The organism is Pseudomonas coronafaciens pv. oryzae str. 1_6 (assembly GCF_000156995.2).
Classification (GTDB): Bacteria; Pseudomonadota; Gammaproteobacteria; order Pseudomonadales; family Pseudomonadaceae; genus Aquipseudomonas; species Aquipseudomonas tremae.
In genome coordinates this window covers 3,993,030-4,012,752 of record NZ_CP046035.1, presented here as the reverse complement: position 1 = coordinate 4,012,752, position 19,723 = coordinate 3,993,030, and the positions used below count along the sequence as shown (strand labels likewise).

10 protein-coding genes and 1 pseudogene are annotated in these 19,723 nt (G+C 55.9%); 8 read left to right on the top strand and 3 right to left on the bottom strand.

Going from position 1 to position 19,723, the window contains the following annotated elements; all coding sequences use genetic code 11:
* Positions 1 to 894: 894 nt before the first annotated feature.
* Together POR16_RS26820 and POR16_RS17915 are read left to right on the top strand one after the other, a co-directional pair.
* A complete protein-coding gene (locus POR16_RS26820; RefSeq protein WP_005891661.1) occupies positions 895 to 1,554 on the top strand; it encodes a hypothetical protein in 660 nt (219 codons plus the stop codon).
* A 391-nt stretch (positions 1,555 to 1,945) separates the two neighbouring features.
* On the top strand, positions 1,946 to 2,431 hold the full coding sequence (locus tag POR16_RS17915) for a hypothetical protein (protein WP_005891663.1): 486 nt from the start codon (positions 1,946 to 1,948) through the stop codon (positions 2,429 to 2,431).
* Between the two features lie 219 nt (positions 2,432 to 2,650).
* On the opposite strand, the gene POR16_RS17910 is transcribed toward POR16_RS17915, so the two are convergent.
* The gene (locus tag POR16_RS17910; RefSeq protein WP_005891665.1) at positions 2,651 to 6,430 is read right to left on the bottom strand and encodes a hypothetical protein; all 3,780 of its coding nucleotides are present in this window, start codon (positions 6,428 to 6,430) and stop codon (positions 2,651 to 2,653) included.
* 317 nt (positions 6,431 to 6,747) lie between these two features.
* Here POR16_RS17910 and POR16_RS17905 point away from each other — a divergent pair, with 317 nt between their 5' ends.
* The 4 genes from POR16_RS17905 to tadA all read left to right on the top strand — a co-directional run bounded on the left by POR16_RS17905 (position 6,748) and on the right by tadA (position 13,207).
* Positions 6,748 to 9,462, top strand: coding sequence for an AAA domain-containing protein (locus POR16_RS17905; protein ID WP_005891666.1), 2,715 nt, complete (start codon positions 6,748 to 6,750; stop codon positions 9,460 to 9,462).
* Positions 9,463 to 9,696: 234 nt separating this feature from the next.
* Positions 9,697 to 10,962, top strand: a complete 1,266-nt coding sequence (locus POR16_RS17900) for a hypothetical protein (RefSeq protein ID WP_005891668.1) — start codon at positions 9,697 to 9,699, stop codon at positions 10,960 to 10,962.
* A gap of 365 nt (positions 10,963 to 11,327) precedes the next feature.
* Positions 11,328 to 12,701 carry a multicopper oxidase family protein gene (locus tag POR16_RS17895; RefSeq protein WP_005891670.1) on the top strand — a complete coding sequence of 458 codons (1,374 nt, stop codon included), beginning with the start codon at positions 11,328 to 11,330 and terminating at the stop codon, positions 12,699 to 12,701.
* On the top strand, positions 12,701 to 13,207 hold the full coding sequence (gene tadA / locus POR16_RS17890) for a tRNA adenosine(34) deaminase TadA (RefSeq protein ID WP_005891672.1): 507 nt from the start codon (positions 12,701 to 12,703) through the stop codon (positions 13,205 to 13,207). The genes POR16_RS17895 and tadA overlap by 1 nt, the downstream gene beginning before the upstream one ends.
* Here the strand turns inward: tadA and mltF are convergent.
* Complete coding sequence (gene mltF, locus POR16_RS17885) at positions 13,204 to 14,694, bottom strand: membrane-bound lytic murein transglycosylase MltF (protein ID WP_042932433.1); 1,491 nt, start codon at positions 14,692 to 14,694, stop codon at positions 13,204 to 13,206. The genes tadA and mltF overlap by 4 nt on opposite strands.
* 212 nt (positions 14,695 to 14,906) lie before the next feature.
* On the opposite strand from mltF, the gene purL reads away from it, so the two are divergent.
* A complete protein-coding gene (purL, locus tag POR16_RS17880) occupies positions 14,907 to 18,803 on the top strand; it encodes a phosphoribosylformylglycinamidine synthase (protein WP_005891676.1) in 3,897 nt (1,298 codons plus the stop codon).
* A gap of 5 nt (positions 18,804 to 18,808) precedes the next feature.
* A complete protein-coding gene (locus POR16_RS17875) occupies positions 18,809 to 19,120 on the top strand; it encodes a YqfO family protein (protein ID WP_005891677.1) in 312 nt (103 codons plus the stop codon).
* Between the two features lie 183 nt (positions 19,121 to 19,303).
* On the opposite strand, the pseudogene POR16_RS17870 reads toward POR16_RS17875, so the two are convergent.
* Positions 19,304 to 19,723: pseudogene (locus tag POR16_RS17870) on the bottom strand (L,D-transpeptidase family protein); the annotation flags it as partial.

The following is a 19,723-nucleotide window of genomic DNA, read 5'->3' as shown; positions in this document are numbered from 1 at the left end:
TCGTGCCACTCATGGTTGATTTTACGGGTGAGTTGACCCGCTTCCAGAAAGCCGAAGAGGATCAGTATCATGGTGGGTATCAGTGGTAGAGCAGGGCCATCGGGCGCTTACTATAGTGGGCACACAGACCCTGAGCCAGCATCCGGGCGCGCACGCGATTCCAGCAGCGAAGCCAGCTCCTCGAACAGCCCGCAGGTGCCGCCCTCTTCTAACGCGCCCGCATCTCCGATACCAGCCGGACGTCAGAGGCTTTTGCGATCCAGGCCGTTGTCGAGCCAAACCAGAGAGTGGCTCGAGCAGGGCATGCCGACAGGGGAAGGCACTGGAGCGCGCAACAGGCCGCAAGCATCTGCTGATGCAGCAGCGCCGCATGCAGGTACAGCAGCAAGACGCACAACGCAGGCACCTGCTGATGTCCGCGTACCGCGCGAAGGGGCAGTGGCACGCGCCAATAGGATCGTTCAGCAATTGGTCAGTGCGGGCGCTGATCTTGCCCATACTCGCAGGATGTTTCGCAATGCCATCAATGGGCACGGGGTAGCTTTTTCTGCAGCCGAACAGCGTATTTTGCTGGAGCATTTCCCTGACATGCTAGCGACTGGAATCAGCCAAAACTCAGAGCTTGCCACTGAGCTCCGTGATGCGCTCCGTAGCGCGGTTCGCCAACAGGCAGCACAGGCAGCACAGGCAGCACCGGCTGTGACGCCAACGCCGCCGAGGGCCAACCCTGCGGCATCATCAGCGGGCAGCAGCCAACGTTCGTTATTTGGACGGTTCGCCCGGTTGATGACGCCGAACCAGGGACGGTCCTCGAACACTGCCACCTCTCAGGCGTCGGTAGACAGGCGCCCGGCACGCGTCAATCAGGTACAAACACCCCCTGACAGGACTGCGATGCGCAATCTTGGCGATAATATGGCCAATGTCGCACTGCAGGCATTTGCTGAACAGGGGGGCGATCTGGAGCGCCTGCGCGCTGCTATTGAAAGTTATGTAATGCAACGCCGTCCGATACCCGAGGATATAGGGCGCAGGTTGCAGAGTGTGGGTATTCCCCCAACTATTGACTCTAACGAAAGCATTCTAAACAACCCCCTGCTTAATTTGAATGTTGCGCTAAACCGCAGGTTAGGTGCGTCTCCGGTCGTTGAACGAGCGCCTCGTCCAGCCGTCCCCCCTACAACTGATCGGAGGGCTATGTCGGCTGTTGAGACGAATAGACGCACAGCCCTGAATATATCCTCACAATTTAGTCAGCTGCGTACGATCTCGAAGGCTGAATCCGAAGAATTGGGTTTCAAGGATGCGGCAGACCATGGCTTGGAAGACGCGACGCACTGTCTTTTTGGTGGGGAATTGTCGCTGGGCAATCGGGGTCAACAGGTGATAGGTCTGGCGTCGATACCTTACGGCCAGGAGGGAGATAAGGAACTGGTGTTCATGGATATGAAAAAACTTGCCCAATACCTTGCAGGCGATCCTAGGCATCCGATGCACAGGCAACCGCTTAACGCAGGCAATATCGCTAGTTACGCCTTTAGGCTCGTTCCGTGATCGCGCGGCCAGCAAAAACATGGCATGCCGGCGTTGATGTATAGGAATTTCAATAATTCCTATACAGGGTCATGAACTGAAAAAACATCATCGACGCCCTGCCAACGTGGCGTCGATGTTGGCAAAAAAACTTTTTTCACCCCCCACCGGCGCCGAAAAAGGGATCGAAAGCGACTTTTCTGTCCCTTTTCGAGAATCTTGACGCGCCTCTCTCGTATCATGCCTGCACGTATCTGTTGCCGCTGACCGAAAACTGATCCAGTAGGGGTTTTAATAACAAACCGCCGAAATTTCCGTCGTCCCATCACACCCGGTCTGCAGAATCAGCGCTACTGTGTGGTCCACCCGAAGGCTTCGATATTCGCATCCGCCAAAACCAAGGAACCCGTTCATGAAATCCCGATTTTCTTTCAGCTCATCTCTCCTGATCATGCTGTCGCTGACAGGGTGCGCAGTGAATATGGATGCTTCAAAGTACGATCAGTCTGGAGAAAACGCTCTTTATGGCAGTTGGCATGTTGCAGGCGTAGCGGTATCAGACTCGGGCGTGCAAGCGCTTGAAACTGATGATCCAAGCCTCATGGGCCGACGTCTCAGTTTCAGCCACGACCAACTTGCATGGAAGGCTCCAACAGACTCGACGGAAGATGTATGCAGGGGGCCTGTTTTTCACAAGCTTCCGGCGATGTCCGGAGCTGAACTAGAGCCGCAACTTCATAAGCTGGGCATCGAAAAAGCTGTGCTCTATGGCGTTGAATGCAAATCTGGAAGCTGGGGTCCTTTTGATAAAGAAACCCCGGTATTTTTTATGGCACAGGATGGGTCGCTAGCTCTTTCCTGGTATGACGGCGGAATGCTGAAGCTCGTGCGAGACTGATCACGGAAAGGTCTCGCTGCCGCTCAAGCCATGTGCCTATGGGGCCGAGACCTTGGAAGGGAGTAGTTTTGGCGTCTGCGAATATACGGAGGAGTGCACAGTGGCCTGCATCGAGAGATACTTGCGCGCTGTCTTTTCAAGCAGTTTCAGGCGCTGCTTCCACTGACCAGTCATTCATCCAGCAGAAGCTGCACCACCCCCATTCAATCAATTAAAAACTCACCTGCCCGGAAAAGAACTGGATTTGGGTTTCTCATAAAAAACCGTCTCTCCCGGCGTCCTGTCCATTACATCAATCAGCTTGAGCCAGGTATCCAGGTCATCCGTGCTGATCTTCGTATCGCGCTTGTCCTTTTTCCACAGGTTATCCAGCAAGTCGAAGAAGCCCTTGTCGTTGAGGATAAACTCTGCAGCCGCTTTTTCCTTCTCGTCGCCGCTGTTTAGAATCTTCTCGAAGTCTTTCTTGCTGACGATATCGTCCTTGCCGTTCCAGTCGTCCCATTTCTCGCGGATAGTTTCGATCTCTTCCTTGTGCGCGTCGTAATACGCCTTGTTGTATACGTCAATTGGCAAGCCGTTGGTGTTCTCGCCAATAATGCCGTTTTTGTCTTTATGCGCGCTTTCGTCCAGACGTATCATCGACGAGCCTTGATCCTGAGGGGTTTCAAGGAAGTGTTTCCACTCATCGGTCTGGTAATCGAAGATGCTCTGATCGGTGGGTGCATCCCGGCCTTCGTATTCGTAGAAGCTGTAGCGTCCGTACTCCAGCTTGTCGCCCCAGTCTTCTTGAGCGAAGCCCAGGTTGGCCTGATCCTTGAACCATTGGCCTTCCTTGTCGGTGGCCTTTTGTTTTTTCTGGTGATCGACGAACACGCTGATGATGCCGGTAATGATCCCCAAGCCTGCGGTTACCAGAAATAGCGGCGCGGTTGCACCAGCTAACGCGCCGATAGCGCTCGCAGTTCTGCTGAATGCCACGGCAATCCCGATGCCGGCCGCGGCAGTGCCTGCGGCACCCGAAACGATTTGCAGACTGCCATTGGCAATCTCCAGGTCGCTGCCTGTCTTGATGCCATTTTTGATGGCGATCCCGCCCATGACGATGTCGGCGATGCTCATGACGTCCGGTGCGATGCCGAGTACCTTGACCACTGTACCGGCGATGCGCGCCGAGACACTGGACGACACTTTGCCCGCTCCTTCCGGTGCGGCACTTGCAGCGCCTTGTGTAACAGATTGTGGGTCTATCAGACCTGCACCCCCTGCATTGCCAGCCACGGCCTGACCCACCGAGTTGCGCATGCTATCGACGACGTCATCAGCCGGGATCGGGTGATTATCGGCTTCGAGCATCACATTGATCGACTCGCGATCGATCTCATCGTTGCCAAGCATTTCACTCAAGTTGACTCGATCGTTTTCCGCCGGAACCGGCTGGCCATTACGCTCCAGTTGCTCTTCAATCCCGGCAGTGAATGCTTCACGAGTCGGCGGGGTGATGTCCTCTGCGACGAAGCGCTGCACGGCGGCGTCGTAAAGTTCGTATAACGAGTCGCTGTAGCTGGCGTAACCAGAGCCGGAAGCAGAGTCTGGAACCGGCGTTGTGGCAGCACGCTCCACCTCGACTGCCATGCTGTTCAGACTTTCAGCATCCAGGGCTGGAAGGTCGATTGAGGCGCGCTGAGAATTGATGCTCTGCACCACCGCATCCTGATTGATATTCAGCCTCAGGTCTTCGGCCAATTCGTTCAGATTGGCGTACTTCGAATAATCTGCGGGCGGGTTGCCGCCAGAGCGGGTCACGATCTCGTCGAGCAGTTCGCGACTGACATCCTGCGCGAGCGGCCCTGCATCGTTGACCTCATTGATAAGGCCAATCTGATCCATCACGTCGCCGATACTGCTACCAGCTCTGATGCTGTCCAACTCGTAAACGCTGTTCAGCCGATTTTCCAGACCGTCATCAACAGCAGGGACGTTGTTGGTCGCCTTTTCGTCTTCGATCTTTTTTCCCCACAAACCTTCCTTGCCCCATATTTCCGGTATGGTCTTGCTCAGCCCGATCAGTTCAGCAACGTTGGTCTTTGTAAACAACTCGAACACGCCGGTTTTTTCGAACTGTGCACCGGAGCCCAGGAAGGTTATGAAGTCTTTGGCAATAGCCAGGCGCTCCAGAGGATCGTCCGCTAGCTGGCCGTTCTTGGCCGTCAACATGTAGATGGCGCCACCCAGGGAGGTAAAGCCAGCTGCAGTACCGAATACGCCGCTCTGGTTGAGTTTGCCGATAGCTTTCTTGAAACCCTCTTTATCCTCGGCACCCACGTATTTATCGGCCATGTAGTCGTTGTACTTGTCCAGCGAGATTTCGCCGTTTTTTAGTTTGGTCGTCTGCTCCAGAAAGTCAGTGGCCTTTTTCTTGTCGTTTATCATTTCATTGATAAACTTCTCGATCGTCTCCTGGGTACGGCGGGGGATATCCGCCATACCTTTGATACCCTGTTTGAGGGCAGAGAAAATGTCCTTCAGGGCCAGTTCTTTATATTCATCAGGGATGCCGCCGGGGTCAGCCATCAACTTGTCGACTTCGGCCATCACGCTGTTTTTCTGCAGTTCATTCTGCGCGTCTTTCGCCAACTGCGGATCGAGAAGTTCCAGGCTGGAAAGCAAACGTGCAACGTCAGATTGTCCTTCGGACTTTTTACCGGCCTTGTCCAGATCAGCGAGGTAGTCGACAAACTCGCTGCTGACCAACTTATCGTGCAGGTCCTTGGCCAGTGCTTCCTTGTCGCCACCGCTGACTTTCTCGATGGCGGCGTCCATCTCGGCCTGATATTCCTTGCCTATCTTGTCTTTCTCGCCATCGCCATTGGCAAACAGCTCCGTCAACGCCTTATCGATGTTATTGCCGTTGAGGATGTCCTGCATGTCAGCATTGGTCAGAGTTTCGCCTTCGCTGTCGAACCTGCGCCATGACTCGGCGCCGCGAGGTTCTTCGATATAAGGCGTGATGGTGCGCCCACTCTCCATCCCGGCCTTGGCTTGAATGGCCATGACCAGTTTGTAAACATCGCTGTCCTTGTCGACTTTCTTGTCATCGACCAGTTTTTGGTACTTGTCCATCAGGTTTTTTGTGGCGAGTTCGACCACGGTCAGGTCTTCGGAATTCTTGTCCTTTTCGTCAGACTTCACCCCTGTGGGTTTACTGAGAAGATCCAGTTCGTCGAGATTGCCCAGGCCGTGTTCATCACGGATCTTCTGCACATCGCTCTGAACGCCTGCGCTGCTCTTGTCGGCAACCCGGTCGTACAGCTCTTTGTTTTGGTATTCGGAGACCACGTATTGTTTGCTGTCTCGGCTATCGAACTCGATCACACCATTGCCCAGTTCGTCCTTGGTGCCGGCCTTGATGATGTCGTGATCCGCGACATAGATATTCTCGCCTGCCACTTCCCGCCCGTTATCAGTAACGCGGTTTTCCACGGTGACGCGCGACAGTCCCATTTGCTGCGCAGCAGTAAATAACTCTGGTGTCAGAGCCTTGGAAACAGTGACCTTCTCGCCGTCTTGTTTGACGTAGGTAATGACGTCGGCCGTTTCAAGCTGGCCTTGCCATTCGAAGTTCTTGATATCACCCCATGCAGGCAGCTCGGTATTGCGATCGGCGACCTGAGTGCCGTCAGTGATGGCTTTTTCGACTTGCGATTTTTGCGCTGGTGCTTGGCCAAGGGCATCGAGTTGCTTAAGGAACTGATACAACTTTGGATTGGTCGATGCCGCCACTACAACACCTTGCCCATCACGCTCATAACGCATATCGCCGTTTTCCTCGACCGAGACGGTAGTGCCTTCAACAGGCGGCCACTGTTCATTGTCGGTAGCAGTACGGTCCGGTTTTTTCTGCTCATTGCCTTTGGCCGATACGATGCTGCGCTTGAGCTTCGATTCGAAATCCACAAGACCTTCGCGGGGGAGCGTGTCGTTTTTGGGCGTGATGTTCATGAGCGCCTCGTCAGGTAAGGCGAGCCTTGAAAGGCAAGGCCGCAAGAAAGCGAAAAAGGAGTTTCGCGATTCTTACTGCGATCACCTGCAAATCGTTGTGAAAAGTTGTGAAACGTTGTGCCATTGATTAAAGCGATGGTGGTTTTGTCACACTCGTCAGAGGACTTGTACCCAGGCTGACATCAGCAATGGAGCCCTTCGTCTGGGCTGGTATCGACCCATCAGCAATGCCAGAATGAAAGTGACCCGAATCCAGGAATTCGGATTTTTACGGCACGGACGCGTACAGGCCGTCATCAAGCCTGTTTAAGGGATTTATGGTTTCTATCTATGTGTGTGGCGAAAACAAGCCTCGACGGGTCAGCGACTGGGTTATAAAAAAGAATACTCAGGACGAATTCACGCTGACGTGTCATTACCCCTCTCAACCGTCTGACGACAGCCCGCTTAGCGACTGTAAGATCGTTCCCACCCTTGAACTGAAGGACATGCTTCTTCTGAAAAAAGGAAGCGCTGTGCTCAATCCCGTCGATAAGGTGGAGATATATGGCGAAAAATACGCGCTCGTTCAGTATCCGAAAAGCTTGAAAAAATACCTGTTCAAGATGGACAACATCGAACTCGTTTCACCGACGTCGATCACCGATGAACCTGCATTCACTTATTTTCGCTCTGTGGCTGAAGCTCGGGTTAGCAACGCGGCTGATGATGACAAAAAGGGCATCGCCGAAAATGTTGCTCGCCAGATGGGGAGCCTTTCGTTGTCTCCGGCCACAGCGCTACATGCGTACTGTAAAAGGCAGCAAGCAAAACTGGACTCGCCGGGGAAGTTTATCTTTCCATTCGGTCTTAACGAAAGTCAGCTCAAGGCGGTCGAGCAGGCTTTCAGTTCGCAAATAAGTGTGATCGAAGGACCACCCGGTACTGGCAAGACGCAAACAATCTTGAACGTCATTGCCAATATTCTCTTGCAAGGGAAAACCGTGGCGGTGGTGTCCAATAACAATCCTGCGGTCGAGAATGTCTATGAAAAGCTGGGCAAGTGCGGGCTGGGCTATCTGGTTGCGAGGTTGGGTAGCCAAAAAAACCAGAAAGCATTTTTTGCCGATGTGTCTTCTCGGCCTTCAGCAGACCTTGAGCCTGCACCTTCAATTGAAAGTATCCAGAGCGTTCTGCAGCAACTCAAACGCTGTCTGAGCGCGCAAAATGCAGTGGCCCAGTTACAGATCGAAATTAACGAGCTGGAGATAGAACGGCGCTACCTTCTTGAGTGGCAGCAGGAAAATGGAATCGTGCCTGTCCATGACAGGTACAGGTTGTCGCCACGAAAAACGACGGATTTGATGGCCTACCTGCCGCGCATTCCCGGTGATCGGATCCGGATCAAGGACCGGATCGGGTTGCTGTTCAACTTCAGAATAGTGCGCACCCGGTCGCTGAAAGACCGGGAGAAGCGCATGTCAGCTTTTTATAGCTTGCAGCTTCATTACTACGACGCGGTGCTGCAGAAGAAAAAGTCCGAACTGTCTGGTCATGAGGAAGCGCTTAGGGTCGGTAATTTCAAGGCACTGCTGGAAGAGCTGACGGCCTCTTCGATGCACTATCTGAAACACCATTTGCAGTCTCATATTCCTGATGATGACAGCTTCGATATCAATTACAAAAAGCGGCTCGATGCGTTTTTAAAGCGCTATCCGGTCATCGGCAGCAGTACGCATTCGATCGTCAATTCCCTTGGGGGCAGGGCGGTTCTGGACTATGTCATCATCGATGAGGCCTCGCAGCAGGACATTGTCCCCGGCGTACTGGCGCTGAGTTGCGCGAAGAATCTTATTATCGTGGGTGATCGAAAGCAGCTTGCCCATATTCCGGAGAAACTGGGACTGGAGGCGCCAGCTCCTTGGTATGACTGCGAGAAGTACAGCATGCTGGACTCATGCATCAGTGCATTCGGGGATTCAATCCCGATGACATTGCTCAAAGAGCATTACCGATGTCATCCGCGGATCATTCAGTTCTGCAATCAGCAGTTCTATGACAATCAGCTTGTTCCGATGACGCAGGACGGCGGCGAACAGGCACTGACGCTGGTGGTAACCGCCAAGGGAAACCATACGCGCAACAATTCCAACCTGAGAGAACTGGACTCATTATTGGCGGTGCTCGAGCGCAATGGGGAAAGTCTCTGGGAAGGCGAGGATGGAAGAGGGTTTATCGCACCTTTCAAGAATCAGGCGGTACTTTCCAGTTCGTGTCTGCCAGCAGATTTCGTTAATGACACTGTGCATAAATTTCAAGGGCGAGAGTGCGACGAGATCGTTTTTTCTACCGTTCTGGACAAGCATAAAAGCCCGAAACGCTTGAGCTTTGTAGACGATGCTCGCATGGTTAATGTGGCAGTTTCCAGAGCCAAGAGCAGGTTCACGCTGGTCACGGGCGACAACGTATTCAAGGCTGGTAATGGCCATATCGCCGCACTTATCCGCTACATGGAATATTACGCAGAGAACGGGCAGGTGCATCGTGCGCCGGTTATCTCCGCGTTCGATCTGCTCTACAAAGAGTTCGACCAATCACTGGAACGCCTGGACCAGAGGCTCGACCCTGAAGACGTATCAGTCAAGTCCGAACGAATTGTGGCGCAGATACTTCGTGAGGCGCTGGAACACAAAGCCCGTCAAGGCATCATGTTTCATCGCGAGGTTCTGCTCAAACAACTTGTGTCGGTAACCCGCGCCGACTTCACCACACGAGAGCTGGAGTTCATGAATAACGCGGCCCGCTGTGATTTTGTGCTCTATTTCAAGGTGGGGAAAAGCCCGTTGGGTGTCATTGAAGTCGACGGCGGTCACCATAACGATACTGTACAGATTGAGCGCGACGCTGTGAAAAACAGCATTCTGAGTAAATGCGCTATCCCCTTGCTTCGTTTGCGGACTATCGAAAGCCATATCGAAGAAAAAGTAGCAGCGTTTCTGGATCAATGGACGCCACGCGCAACGGATGAAGATTCTGCAACTGCGCCGCCTTGAAAGTCATCACGTCAGGCGAGCAATTCTTCTCTCCACTGGCGAGCATTTCCAGGGCAGCAAGGCTTCGTGAGCCGAGCGCCGAAAAGCGGAAACAAGCAACAGATGTCAGTTGATCTCGGAACCCATTCGCGCTGGGTGACCACCGATGAGTGCGTTCATGCTGAAAATCCGAGAACTGAATTGAGCGCTAACTTGATCAGGAATAATTGATAAAAAAATTCTGAGGAGTAAGTGATGAAAGCTTCAAGATCTATCAGTGCGCCCAAGGCTACCGAAGTCCTGGCTGATGACTCTAAACGCAAAGACAAGAATGCAGGCTCCCTCGCGTCTGATGCTGGCAGTCGTGGTGCCCCTGATAAAAAGTCAGACGAAAAAAGTGGTTCGCGTCTGGACAAGGCTACTTCAGCCGTAAACTTTGCATCGTCGCTCGTCAATGCGGGAACAAAAAGCTATACCGCCCACCAGACACTGAGCGATGGTCTGCATAAGGCAAATAAGCCAGAACAAGAAAATGTTACTTTCGCGTCTTCCGATGAGCGCGCTGAACTACAGAGCCCGGCTGTCAGCCAGGTAAGCGCTGACCAAAAGTCTGGTTCTTTAGCAGCCTTTGCAGATTTACTCACGCAGTTGCGTTCAACGGCTACGCGGTTATTAGATGACATTAGCGCCAAGCCAGTGCCACAGGTAGCCATCAATCGGCACGATACACCGCCGCCTCCGGAAAAGGAGTACCCGGGTGTTGTCAACGCTGATGGCTCGATCATCGAGACGGAAAAGGATTTGTCTGACAAACCGAGTGATGCTTCAGGCCGGCCGCGGGGCGATACCCGCACTGCGGAGCAAATTATCGATGCCAATCCGATTCTGAAAAACCTGGGTGATCAGAAAGATATAAAACGTACTGAAGCCTACGCCAGGATAGGTGACTGGACTCAAAACAATGCTGATCCAAAAGCCCGGGCGGATGCTGCATACAATGCCGCCAAAGTGCTCAACTGGATCAATAGCTCAGATCAGGCAGATGGCGTCCCTCGCCAATGCACGAACGACAGTGACTTGCAGGGTATTACCCACGACGGTGATGCCAGGCATGGTACTGAAGCAGGTAATTGGAAAGACTTCGTCGAGCAGGGCTACGCAGCGCTGAAGGGCGATCATCGTCTGGATAAAGCCAATGATTCACATGTTCGGCCTGACGGTTCAAACAAGGACAATTTTCAGGCGTTTGCAGGAGAAGCAGGTAAAAAGCTATGGCCTTTGCCGGCCGCCAGTAATGTGTTGGTCGCGGTAGGTGACTCGAAAGGCGGATTGACAGGTGCTTTGAAAGCCGGTGCAGGTGCGGCGGCGCAGACAGGCATTGCGGCTGCTGAAGGTGCTGCAGGCGGGATCAAGGGTGGACGTGCCAGTTCGGCTTCCGTAGTTGCTTTGGGTGCTGCGGGGGCAATGTCCGAGTCTCAGGCCGCGCCGGATTCGGTAAAGACCATTGCTGGCATGGTGTAGAGCCATATGCCCTTTTTTGATCACCCGACAGGTGTTGATAAAAGGGGCATTTAGCACCCGAGAAAAGGCACCGCTTATAGTCTTGATACGTTTCTACAGATAGGCATAGCTACACAATCACAGCCTGAAGTTGCTGTTTTGTGCGCGCTTCTTCATATAAGGCATGGCTGGAACGAGCCAGGCAGCAATAACCTCTCGCGACTCTGACGGCCGCAGCGTTCGTCGCTGCTTTGCCGGCTTGTTTAAGCCCCAACATCAGTTCGCACCCTCTGCTCTTATCTTTCCCCAAATGCAGGTGTATCGTATTCGCCCTTCGCATCTGCTCGCAGGTGCCCTCAGTTTTCGTTTCAGAGGTCCCGCCGTTCATGTCCTTCACCCGTCGTCAAATCCTCACAGGCATTGCCGGTCTTGCCGTAGTCGGCCTTGGAGCAGGCGGTGCTTCGCGTTACTGGATGGGACGTCGCGAATCGGAGGCTGGTTCGGACTTTGTGTTGATCGCCGCTCCGCTGGATGTGGAGCTGGTGGCGGGCCACAAGACGCCTGCCTGGGCATTTGGCGGTTCTGCGCCAGGTACCGAGTTGCGGGTGCGGCAGGGCGAGTGGTTGCGGTTGCGCTTCATCAATCAGTTGCCGGTCGAAACCACCATTCACTGGCATGGTATCCGGTTGCCGCTGGAGATGGACGGCGTGCCTTACGTTTCGCAGCTGCCGGTCAAGCCGGGTGAGTATTTCGATTACAAATTCCGTGTGCCGGACGCCGGTAGCTACTGGTATCACCCGCACGTCAGCAGCAGCGAAGAGCTGGGACGTGGGCTGGTCGGGCCGTTGATCGTAGAAGAGCGCGAACCGACCGGCTTTGCCCATGAGCGCACGGTCAGTCTGAAAAGCTGGCATGTGGACGAAGAGGGCGCATTCACCGAGTTCAGCGTGCTGCGTGAAGCGGCGCGTGAAGGCACGGCTGGGCGGTTATCTACGTTGAACGGCGTTGCGCAGGCCGTCATCGATCTGCCAGCCGGACAGATTACCCGAGTGCGGCTGCTCAACCTCGACAATACCGTGACCTATCGGCTCAATCTGCCGGACGCCGAGGCGCAGATTTATGCGCTGGATGGCAACCCGGTCACACCGCGCCCGTTTGGTGAAGAATACTGGCTGGGGCCGGGCATGCGCATCTGCCTGGCAATCAAGGCACCGCCTGCGGGTGAGGAGATTTCATTGCGCAACGGCCCGGTGCGTCTGGGGACATTTCGTTCGGTTGCCAATAATGATGCTCCCGGCTCGTGGCCGCCCGAGCTGCCAGCCAATCCGGTATCCGAGCCCGATCTGGATAAAGCCGAGAAAATCAATTTCAATTTCGAGTGGGTTGGTTCGATGTCGGTCAACACCGGCAATGGCAAGCCACCCAGCCTGTGGCAGATCAACGGCCAGGCCTGGGATATTACCGACAAGACCTGTGCTGATCGCCCCATCGCCAAACTGAAGCTCGGCAACAGCTACATTTTCGAACTGAAGAACATGACGCAGTATCAGCACCCGATTCACCTGCATGGCATGAGTTTCAAGGTGATTGCGTCCAATCGGCGCAAGATCATCCCTTACTTTACCGATACCTTCCTGCTGGGCCGCAATGAGCGGGCGCGGGTCGCGCTGGTGGCGGATAACCCAGGGGTGTGGATGTTCCATTGCCACGTCATCGATCACATGGAAACCGGCCTGATGGCCGCCATTGAGGTGGCGTGATGAGGCAGCCGCCGATCATTGACCGCAGTAACGACCAGTACTTTATGCGCGAAGCGTTGGCGTTGGCGGCCCAGGGTGCGTTGCTGGGTGAAGTTCCAGTCGGCGCGGTTGTAGTTCACAACGGTGAGATTATCGGCCGTGGTTACAATTGCCCGATCAGCGGCAGCGACCCCAGCGCTCATGCCGAGATGGTTGCGATTCGCGAGTCTGCAAAGGCGCTGGACAATTACCGGCTGCCGGGCAGCACGCTTTACGTGACACTTGAACCGTGCAGCATGTGCGCCGGGTTAATCGTGCATTCGCGTGTGGCGCGCGTGGTCTACGGCGCGCTTGAACCCAAGGCGGGCATTGTTCAGAGCCAAGGGCAGTTTTTCAGTCAGGCCTTTCTCAACCATCGCGTCCTGTTCGAAGGCGGAGTGCTGGGCGAGGAGTGTGGCGCGATGCTGAGCGAATTTTTCAGAATGCGCCGAGCGGCCAGAGAGGCGAGTAAAGGCCAGGCGAGTTAGAGCGCCGGTTTTTCTTCGTTGCTGGCAGGCGCCGGACCGGGCGGTACGGCGGGTTGCGTCTTGTCGACACCTGGCACGTGCAGATTGCCATCGGCCACTTGGCTGCCTTCAAGCTGCGGCTGAGTGACCCAGGTCAGAATGTCGTAATAGCGGCGAATGTTGGCAACGAAATGCACCGGCTCACCGCCTCGGGCATAGCCGTATCGGGTTTTGCTGTACCACTTCTTTTGTGCCAGACGCGGCAGCATTTTTTTCACGTCGAGCCATTTATCGGGATTCAGCCCCTCGGTTTGGGCGAGTTTGCGCGCATCTTCGAGGTGGCCGCTACCAATGTTGTAGGAAGCGAGAGCCAGCCATGTGCGATCCGGCTCTTTAATAGAGTCGTCCAGTTGATCCTTCACGTAGGCAAAATACTTTGCCCCGCCTTGAATGCTTTGTCGGGCATCCAGCCGGTTGGTCACGCCCATGGCTTGAGCCGTGTTCTGGGTGAGCATCATCAGGCCGCGCACACCGGTTTTTGACGTCACTGCCGGTTGCCACATCGATTCCTGATAGCCGATAGCGGCCAGCAACCTCCAGTCGACTTGCTCTTTCTTGGCAGATAACTGGAAGTGCTTTTCGTATTTGGGCAGGCGCTCCTGCAGGTGCTGGGCGAAGGTATAGGCGCCGACGTAGCCAAGTACGTCAACGTGCCCGTAGTAGCGGTCCTTGAGGCGCTGCAGCGTGCCGTTCTTCTCGACCTTGTCGAGGTAGGCATTGATTTCGTTGAGCAGGCTGTTGTCTTCCCCCGGAGCAACGACCCAGCGCTGTTGGCGGGCCTCGCCCAGGTCGAACGCGACGCGTACGTTGGGGAAATACACCTGATTCATCGCCAGTTCGTTGGAGTCGACCAGTGTCAGGTCAATCTGGCCCTCATCCACCATCCGCAGGAGATCGACGACCTCGACCGCGTCCGACTCTTCATATTCAATGGCAGGATTCTTTTCCTTGAGCGCCGCCAGCTGTTCGGCATGGGCGCTCCCCTTGAGCACCACTATACGTTTGCCCACCAGCTCGGCGGGGTCAGTCGGGCGCGACTGGCCATTGCGGTACACAACCTGAGGGGTGACTTCCAGATAGGAGTGCGAGAAACGCGCCTGTTGCTTGCGCTTTGGCGTGTCGATCAGCCCGGCTGCGCCAAGCACCGGGCCGCCCGGTTTGTTCATCTGATCGAACAGATCGTCGAGATTGTCGGCCGTTTCGATTTTCAGTTCGACGCCCAGATCTTCGGCGAAACGCTTGACCAGCTCGTACTCGAAGCCGGTTTCACCGTTGCGATCCTGGAAATAAGTCGCCGGGCTGTTACGGGTGATCACGCGCAGAACACCGTCCTCCTTGACTCGTTCCAGTGTGGTGGGTTTCTCCACGCAGGCGCCGAGCATCAGGAAGAGTCCGGTTGCGATGAGCCACTTGGCGCAACGTGGGCGGAAATCTGGTCTGAAGAACATCGGTGCAGTATACGCAAAGCGCACCGGGCGCCATATCTCGACAGTGATGCTTGCGTCTGATAGGCGAAGGTATTTTTCAGGCATTTGTCGGCTTTTTTCGAGCGCAGCGACATTTGGGCGCATGAGGGGCTGCCGTTTTGAGTGATCAAAGGCCCGGTTTAGGCTAGAATACGCGGCCTCAAAGCACACCCCTTCTCGAGGCTGTCCCGAAGATGTTGATCCTGCGCGGTGCTCCTGCCCTTTCTGCCTTTCGCCACAGCAAATTACTGGAACAACTGAAACAAAAAGTTTCAGCTGTCAGTGGCTTGTACGCCGAATTCGCCCACTTCGCTGACGTCACCGACGTTCTGACCAGCGAAGAACAGCAGGTTCTCGACCGTCTCCTGAAATACGGCCCAAGCGTGCCGGTTCAAGAGCCGAGTGGTCGTCTGTTTCTGGTGTTGCCACGTTTTGGCACCATTTCTCCCTGGTCGAGCAAGGCCAGCGATATCGCTCGCAACTGCGGTCTGAGCAAAATTCAGCGCATCGAGCGCGGGATTGCCTTCTATGTAGAAGGTCAGTTCAGTGAAACAGAAGCTCAGGCCATCGCCGACAGCCTGCACGACCGCATGACGCAGCTGGTATTGGGTGATCACGACCAGGCCGCGGGTCTGTTCAGTCACGCTCAGCCAAAGCCGCTGACCGCTGTGGACATTCTGGGAGGCGGTCGTGCTGCGCTGGAGAAGGCCAACGTCGAACTGGGCCTGGCCCTTGCCGAAGATGAAATCGATTACCTGATCACCAGCTTCAATGGCCTGGGGCGCAACCCTCATGACATCGAGCTGATGATGTTTGCCCAGGCGAACTCCGAGCATTGCCGCCACAAGATTTTCAACGCCAGTTGGGACATCGACGGGCAAAGCCAGGAAAAAAGCCTGTTCGGCATGATCAAGAACACCTATCAGATGCACAGCGAAGGTGTGCTGTCCGCTTACAAGGACAACGCGTCGGTGATCGTCGGCAACGTCGCCGGGCGCTTCTTCCCGGACCCTGAAACCCGCCAGTACGGTGCGGTACAGGAGCCGGTGCACATTCTGATGAAGGTCGAGACCCATAACCACCCGACTGCGATCGCTCCGTTTCCTGGCGCAGCCACCGGTTCCGGCGGCGAGATTCGCGACGAAGGTGCAACCGGTCGCGGCGCCAAGCCCAAGGCCGGTCTGACCGGTTTCACCGTGTCCAACTTGCAGATCCCCGGTTTCGTGCAGCCTTGGGAAGTGCCTTATGGCAAGCCCGAGCGCATCGTGACGGCGCTGGACATCATGATTGAAGGCCCGCTGGGTGGCGCGGCGTTCAATAACGAGTTCGGCCGTCCTGCACTGACGGGTTATTTCCGCACCTTCGAGCAATCCATTACTACGCCGCATGGTGATGAGGTGCGTGGTTACCACAAGCCGATCATGCTGGCAGGCGGTATGGGCAATATCCGCGAAGATCACGTCCAGAAGGGCGAGATTACTGTCGGTTCCAAGCTGATCGTGCTGGGCGGTCCGGCCATGCTGATCGGTCTGGGCGGCGGCGCGGCGTCTTCGATGGCGACTGGCACCAGCTCTGCAGACCTTGATTTCGCTTCTGTTCAGCGTGAAAACCCTGAAATGGAGCGTCGTTGTCAGGAAGTCATCGACCGCTGCTGGCAGCTGGGCGATCGCAACCCGATCAGCTTTATCCATGACGTCGGTGCCGGTGGTTTGTCCAATGCCTTCCCTGAACTGGTCAATGATGGCGACCGCGGCGGTCGTTTCGAGCTGCGTAACGTGCCCAATGACGAGCCGGGCATGGCCCCGCTGGAAATCTGGAGCAACGAATCACAGGAGCGTTATGTGCTCGCGGTCGGCGTCGAAGACTTCGAGCGCTTCAAGGCTATCTGTGAGCGTGAGCGCTGCCCGTTTGCAGTGGTCGGCGAAGCCACTGCCGAGCCACAACTGACCGTGACCGACAGCCACTTCGGCAACAGCCCGGTGGACATGCCGCTGGAAGTGCTGCTCGGCAAGGCGCCGCGCATGCACCGCTCGGTCGAGCGTGAAGCCGAGATCGGCGATGATTTCGACCCGAGTACGCTGGACATCGAAGAAAGTGTGCAGCGTGTGCTTCGTCACCCGGCCGTGGCCAGCAAAAGCTTCCTGATTACCATCGGTGACCGCAGCATCACAGGCCTTGTGGCTCGCGATCAGATGGTCGGCCCCTGGCAGGTGCCTGTGGCTGATTGCGCCGTGACGGCGACCAGCTTTGACGTCAACACCGGTGAAGCAATGGCTATGGGCGAGCGCACACCGCTGGCGCTGCTGGATGCCCCGGCTTCGGGCCGCATGGCGATCGGCGAGACGCTGACTAACATTGCCGCCTCGCGTATTGCCAAGCTGTCCGACATCAAGCTGTCGGCTAACTGGATGTCGGCTGCCGGGCATCCCGGCGAAGATGCGCGTCTGTATGACACCGTGAAAGCGGTCGGCATGGAGCTTTGCCCGGAACTGGGGATTACTATTCCAGTGGGCAAGGACTCGATGTCCATGAAGACCCGATGGAGCGACGAAGGCACCGAGAAAAGTGTGACTTCGCCGCTGTCGCTTATCGTGACCGGCTTTGCGCCGGTGGTCGATATCCGTCAGACCCTCACGCCCGAACTGCGCATGGACAAGGGCATCACTGACCTGATCCTGATCGACCTGGGTCGTGGCCAGAACCGCATGGGCGCCTCGATCCTTGCGCAGACGCACGGCAAACTTGGGCGCGTCGCACCGGATGTCGACGATGCGGAAGACCTGAAAGCATTCTTCACCGTGATTCAGGGCCTGAACGCCGATGGCCATATTCTTTCCTATCACGACCGTTCTGATGGCGGTCTGCTGGTCAGTACGCTGGAAATGGCGTTCGCCGGTCACTGCGGCCTTAACCTGCACCTCGACGGTCTGGCTGACAATGTTTCAGAAATCGCGGCCATCCTGTTCAATGAAGAGCTGGGTGCGGTCATCCAGGTTCGTCAGGACGCTACGCCTCTGGTGCTGACGCAATTCAGTGCGGCTGGTCTGGCGGATTGCGTTGCGGTGATCGGGCAGCCGATCAATAACGACGAAGTGTCGATCAGCTTCCACGGCGAGCCGGTGTTCAGCGGCCAGCGCCGTCTGTTGCAGCGTCAATGGGCCGAGACCAGCTACCAGATCCAGCGCCTGCGCGACAACGCCGAGTGTGCCGATCAGGAGTTCGACGCACTGCTGGAAGAAGATAACCCGGGTTTGACTGTCAAACTGGGCTTCGACGTCAACGAAGATATCGCTGCGCCTTACATCAAGACCGGTATCCGCCCTCAAGTGGCCGTTCTGCGCGAGCAGGGCGTCAACGGTCAGGTCGAGATGGCTGCAGCCTTTGACCGCGCCGGTTTCAACGCAATCGACGTACACATGAGTGACATCCTCGCCGGGCGTGTCGATCTGAACGACTTCAAGGGCATGGTGGCTTGTGGCGGCTTCTCTTACGGCGACGTGTTGGGTGCCGGCGAAGGCTGGGCCAAGTCGGCGTTGTTCAACAGCCGCGCACGTGATGCGTTCCAGGGCTTCTTCGAGCGTTCCGACAGCTTTACGCTGGGCGTGTGCAACGGCTGCCAGATGCTCTCCAATCTGCATGAGCTGATTCCAGGGAGCGAGTTCTGGCCGCACTTTGTACGTAACCGCTCCGAGCAATTCGAAGCGCGCGTGGCAATGGTGCAGGTGCAGGAGTCGGCGTCGATCTTCCTGCAAGGCATGGCCGGTTCGCGCATGCCTATCGCCATCGCGCACGGCGAAGGTCATGCGGAATTCCGCAACGACGATGCGCTGCTCGAGGCAGACGTCTCCGGTACCGTGGCACTGCGTTTCGTGGACAACCACGGCAAGGTCACAGAAGCCTATCCGGCCAACCCGAATGGCTCGCCACGGGGTATCGGCGGCATGACCACCCTCGACGGTCGCGTCACCATCATGATGCCGCACCCGGAGCGGGTGTTCCGCGCGGTGCAGAACTCGTGGCGTCCAGAGGACTGGAATGAAGATGCGGCCTGGATGCGCATGTTCCGCAATGCGCGGGCGTGGGTTAACTAAGGCTCGTGTACAAGCTCGCTTTCTTTGTGCCACCGAGCCATGTGGACGAGGTCAAGAGCGCTGTATTCGCAGCTGGTGCAGGGCGAATCGGTGCTTACGATCAATGCTCATGGCAGGTGCTCGGTCAAGGCCAGTTCCGCCCGCTGAATGGCAGTCAGCCATTTCTTGGGCAGAGTGGCGTGGTCGAGCAGGTGGACGAATGGAAAGTCGAGCTGGTCGTTGCGGACGAACTGATCGCGCAAGCGGTAGTGGCGCTCAAACAGAGCCATCCCTATGAAACGCCTGCTTACGAAGTATGGCGTCTGGAAGAGTTCTGAGGCGCATCCAGGGCTGGACGCAGAGCGTCCGGAAAGGCATTGCCACGCTGAGCGTCCGGAAAGGCATTGCCACGCTGAGCGTCCGGCTGATTATTGTGCCAATGCTCCGCGTTGGCATGCAGTTCTAGACGCTCTGCGTCCGGTCTTGATTGCGTGGGGCAGCGCTCTAACCCTTTGCAATGATCAGGGCCGAATTTCGATCATTGTCCCGTCTTTCACCAAGTCCCAGACTTCGCGCATGTCGTTGTTCTTCATCGCAATGCAGCCGTTGGTCCAGTCGAGGGTGTGGAAATACCACTCCGGATATTCCTCATCCACCGGTGTGCCGTGGATCATGATCATGCTGCCCGGTTTGACGCCTTCGTTACGCGCCCGCGCCGAGTCGGTGATGTTCGGGTAGGAAATGTGCATCGACAGGTTGTAATTGTTACTGGGCTTGCGCCAGTCGAGCCAGTAGAAACCCTCCGGAGTACGTTGATCGCCTTCCTGAAGTTTGGTGCCCTTGGGGTTTTTACCCAAGGAGATGCGATAGGTCTTCAAGGCTTCACCGTCGCTGATCAACTGCAACTGACGCGCCGATTTGAGTACCAGCACCTTGTCGAT

Bases quoted from the DNA above. Each gene is read 5' to 3' on its own strand.
- mltF (WP_042932433.1), bottom strand. From the start codon at position 14,694: ATGTTCTTCAGACCAGATTTCCGCCCACGTTGCGCCAAGTGGCTCATC.
- POR16_RS17905 (WP_005891666.1), top strand. From the start codon at position 6,748: ATGGTTTCTATCTATGTGTGTGGCGAAAACAAGCCTCGACGGGTCAGC.
- POR16_RS17895 (WP_005891670.1), top strand. From the start codon at position 11,328: ATGTCCTTCACCCGTCGTCAAATCCTCACAGGCATTGCCGGTCTTGCC.
- POR16_RS17900 (WP_005891668.1), top strand. From the start codon at position 9,697: ATGAAAGCTTCAAGATCTATCAGTGCGCCCAAGGCTACCGAAGTCCTG.
- POR16_RS17910 (WP_005891665.1), bottom strand. From the start codon at position 6,430: ATGAACATCACGCCCAAAAACGACACGCTCCCCCGCGAAGGTCTTGTG.
- POR16_RS26820 (WP_005891661.1), top strand. From the start codon at position 895: ATGCGCAATCTTGGCGATAATATGGCCAATGTCGCACTGCAGGCATTT.
- POR16_RS17915 (WP_005891663.1), top strand. From the start codon at position 1,946: ATGAAATCCCGATTTTCTTTCAGCTCATCTCTCCTGATCATGCTGTCG.
- tadA (WP_005891672.1), top strand. From the start codon at position 12,701: ATGAGGCAGCCGCCGATCATTGACCGCAGTAACGACCAGTACTTTATG.
- purL (WP_005891676.1), top strand. From the start codon at position 14,907: ATGTTGATCCTGCGCGGTGCTCCTGCCCTTTCTGCCTTTCGCCACAGC.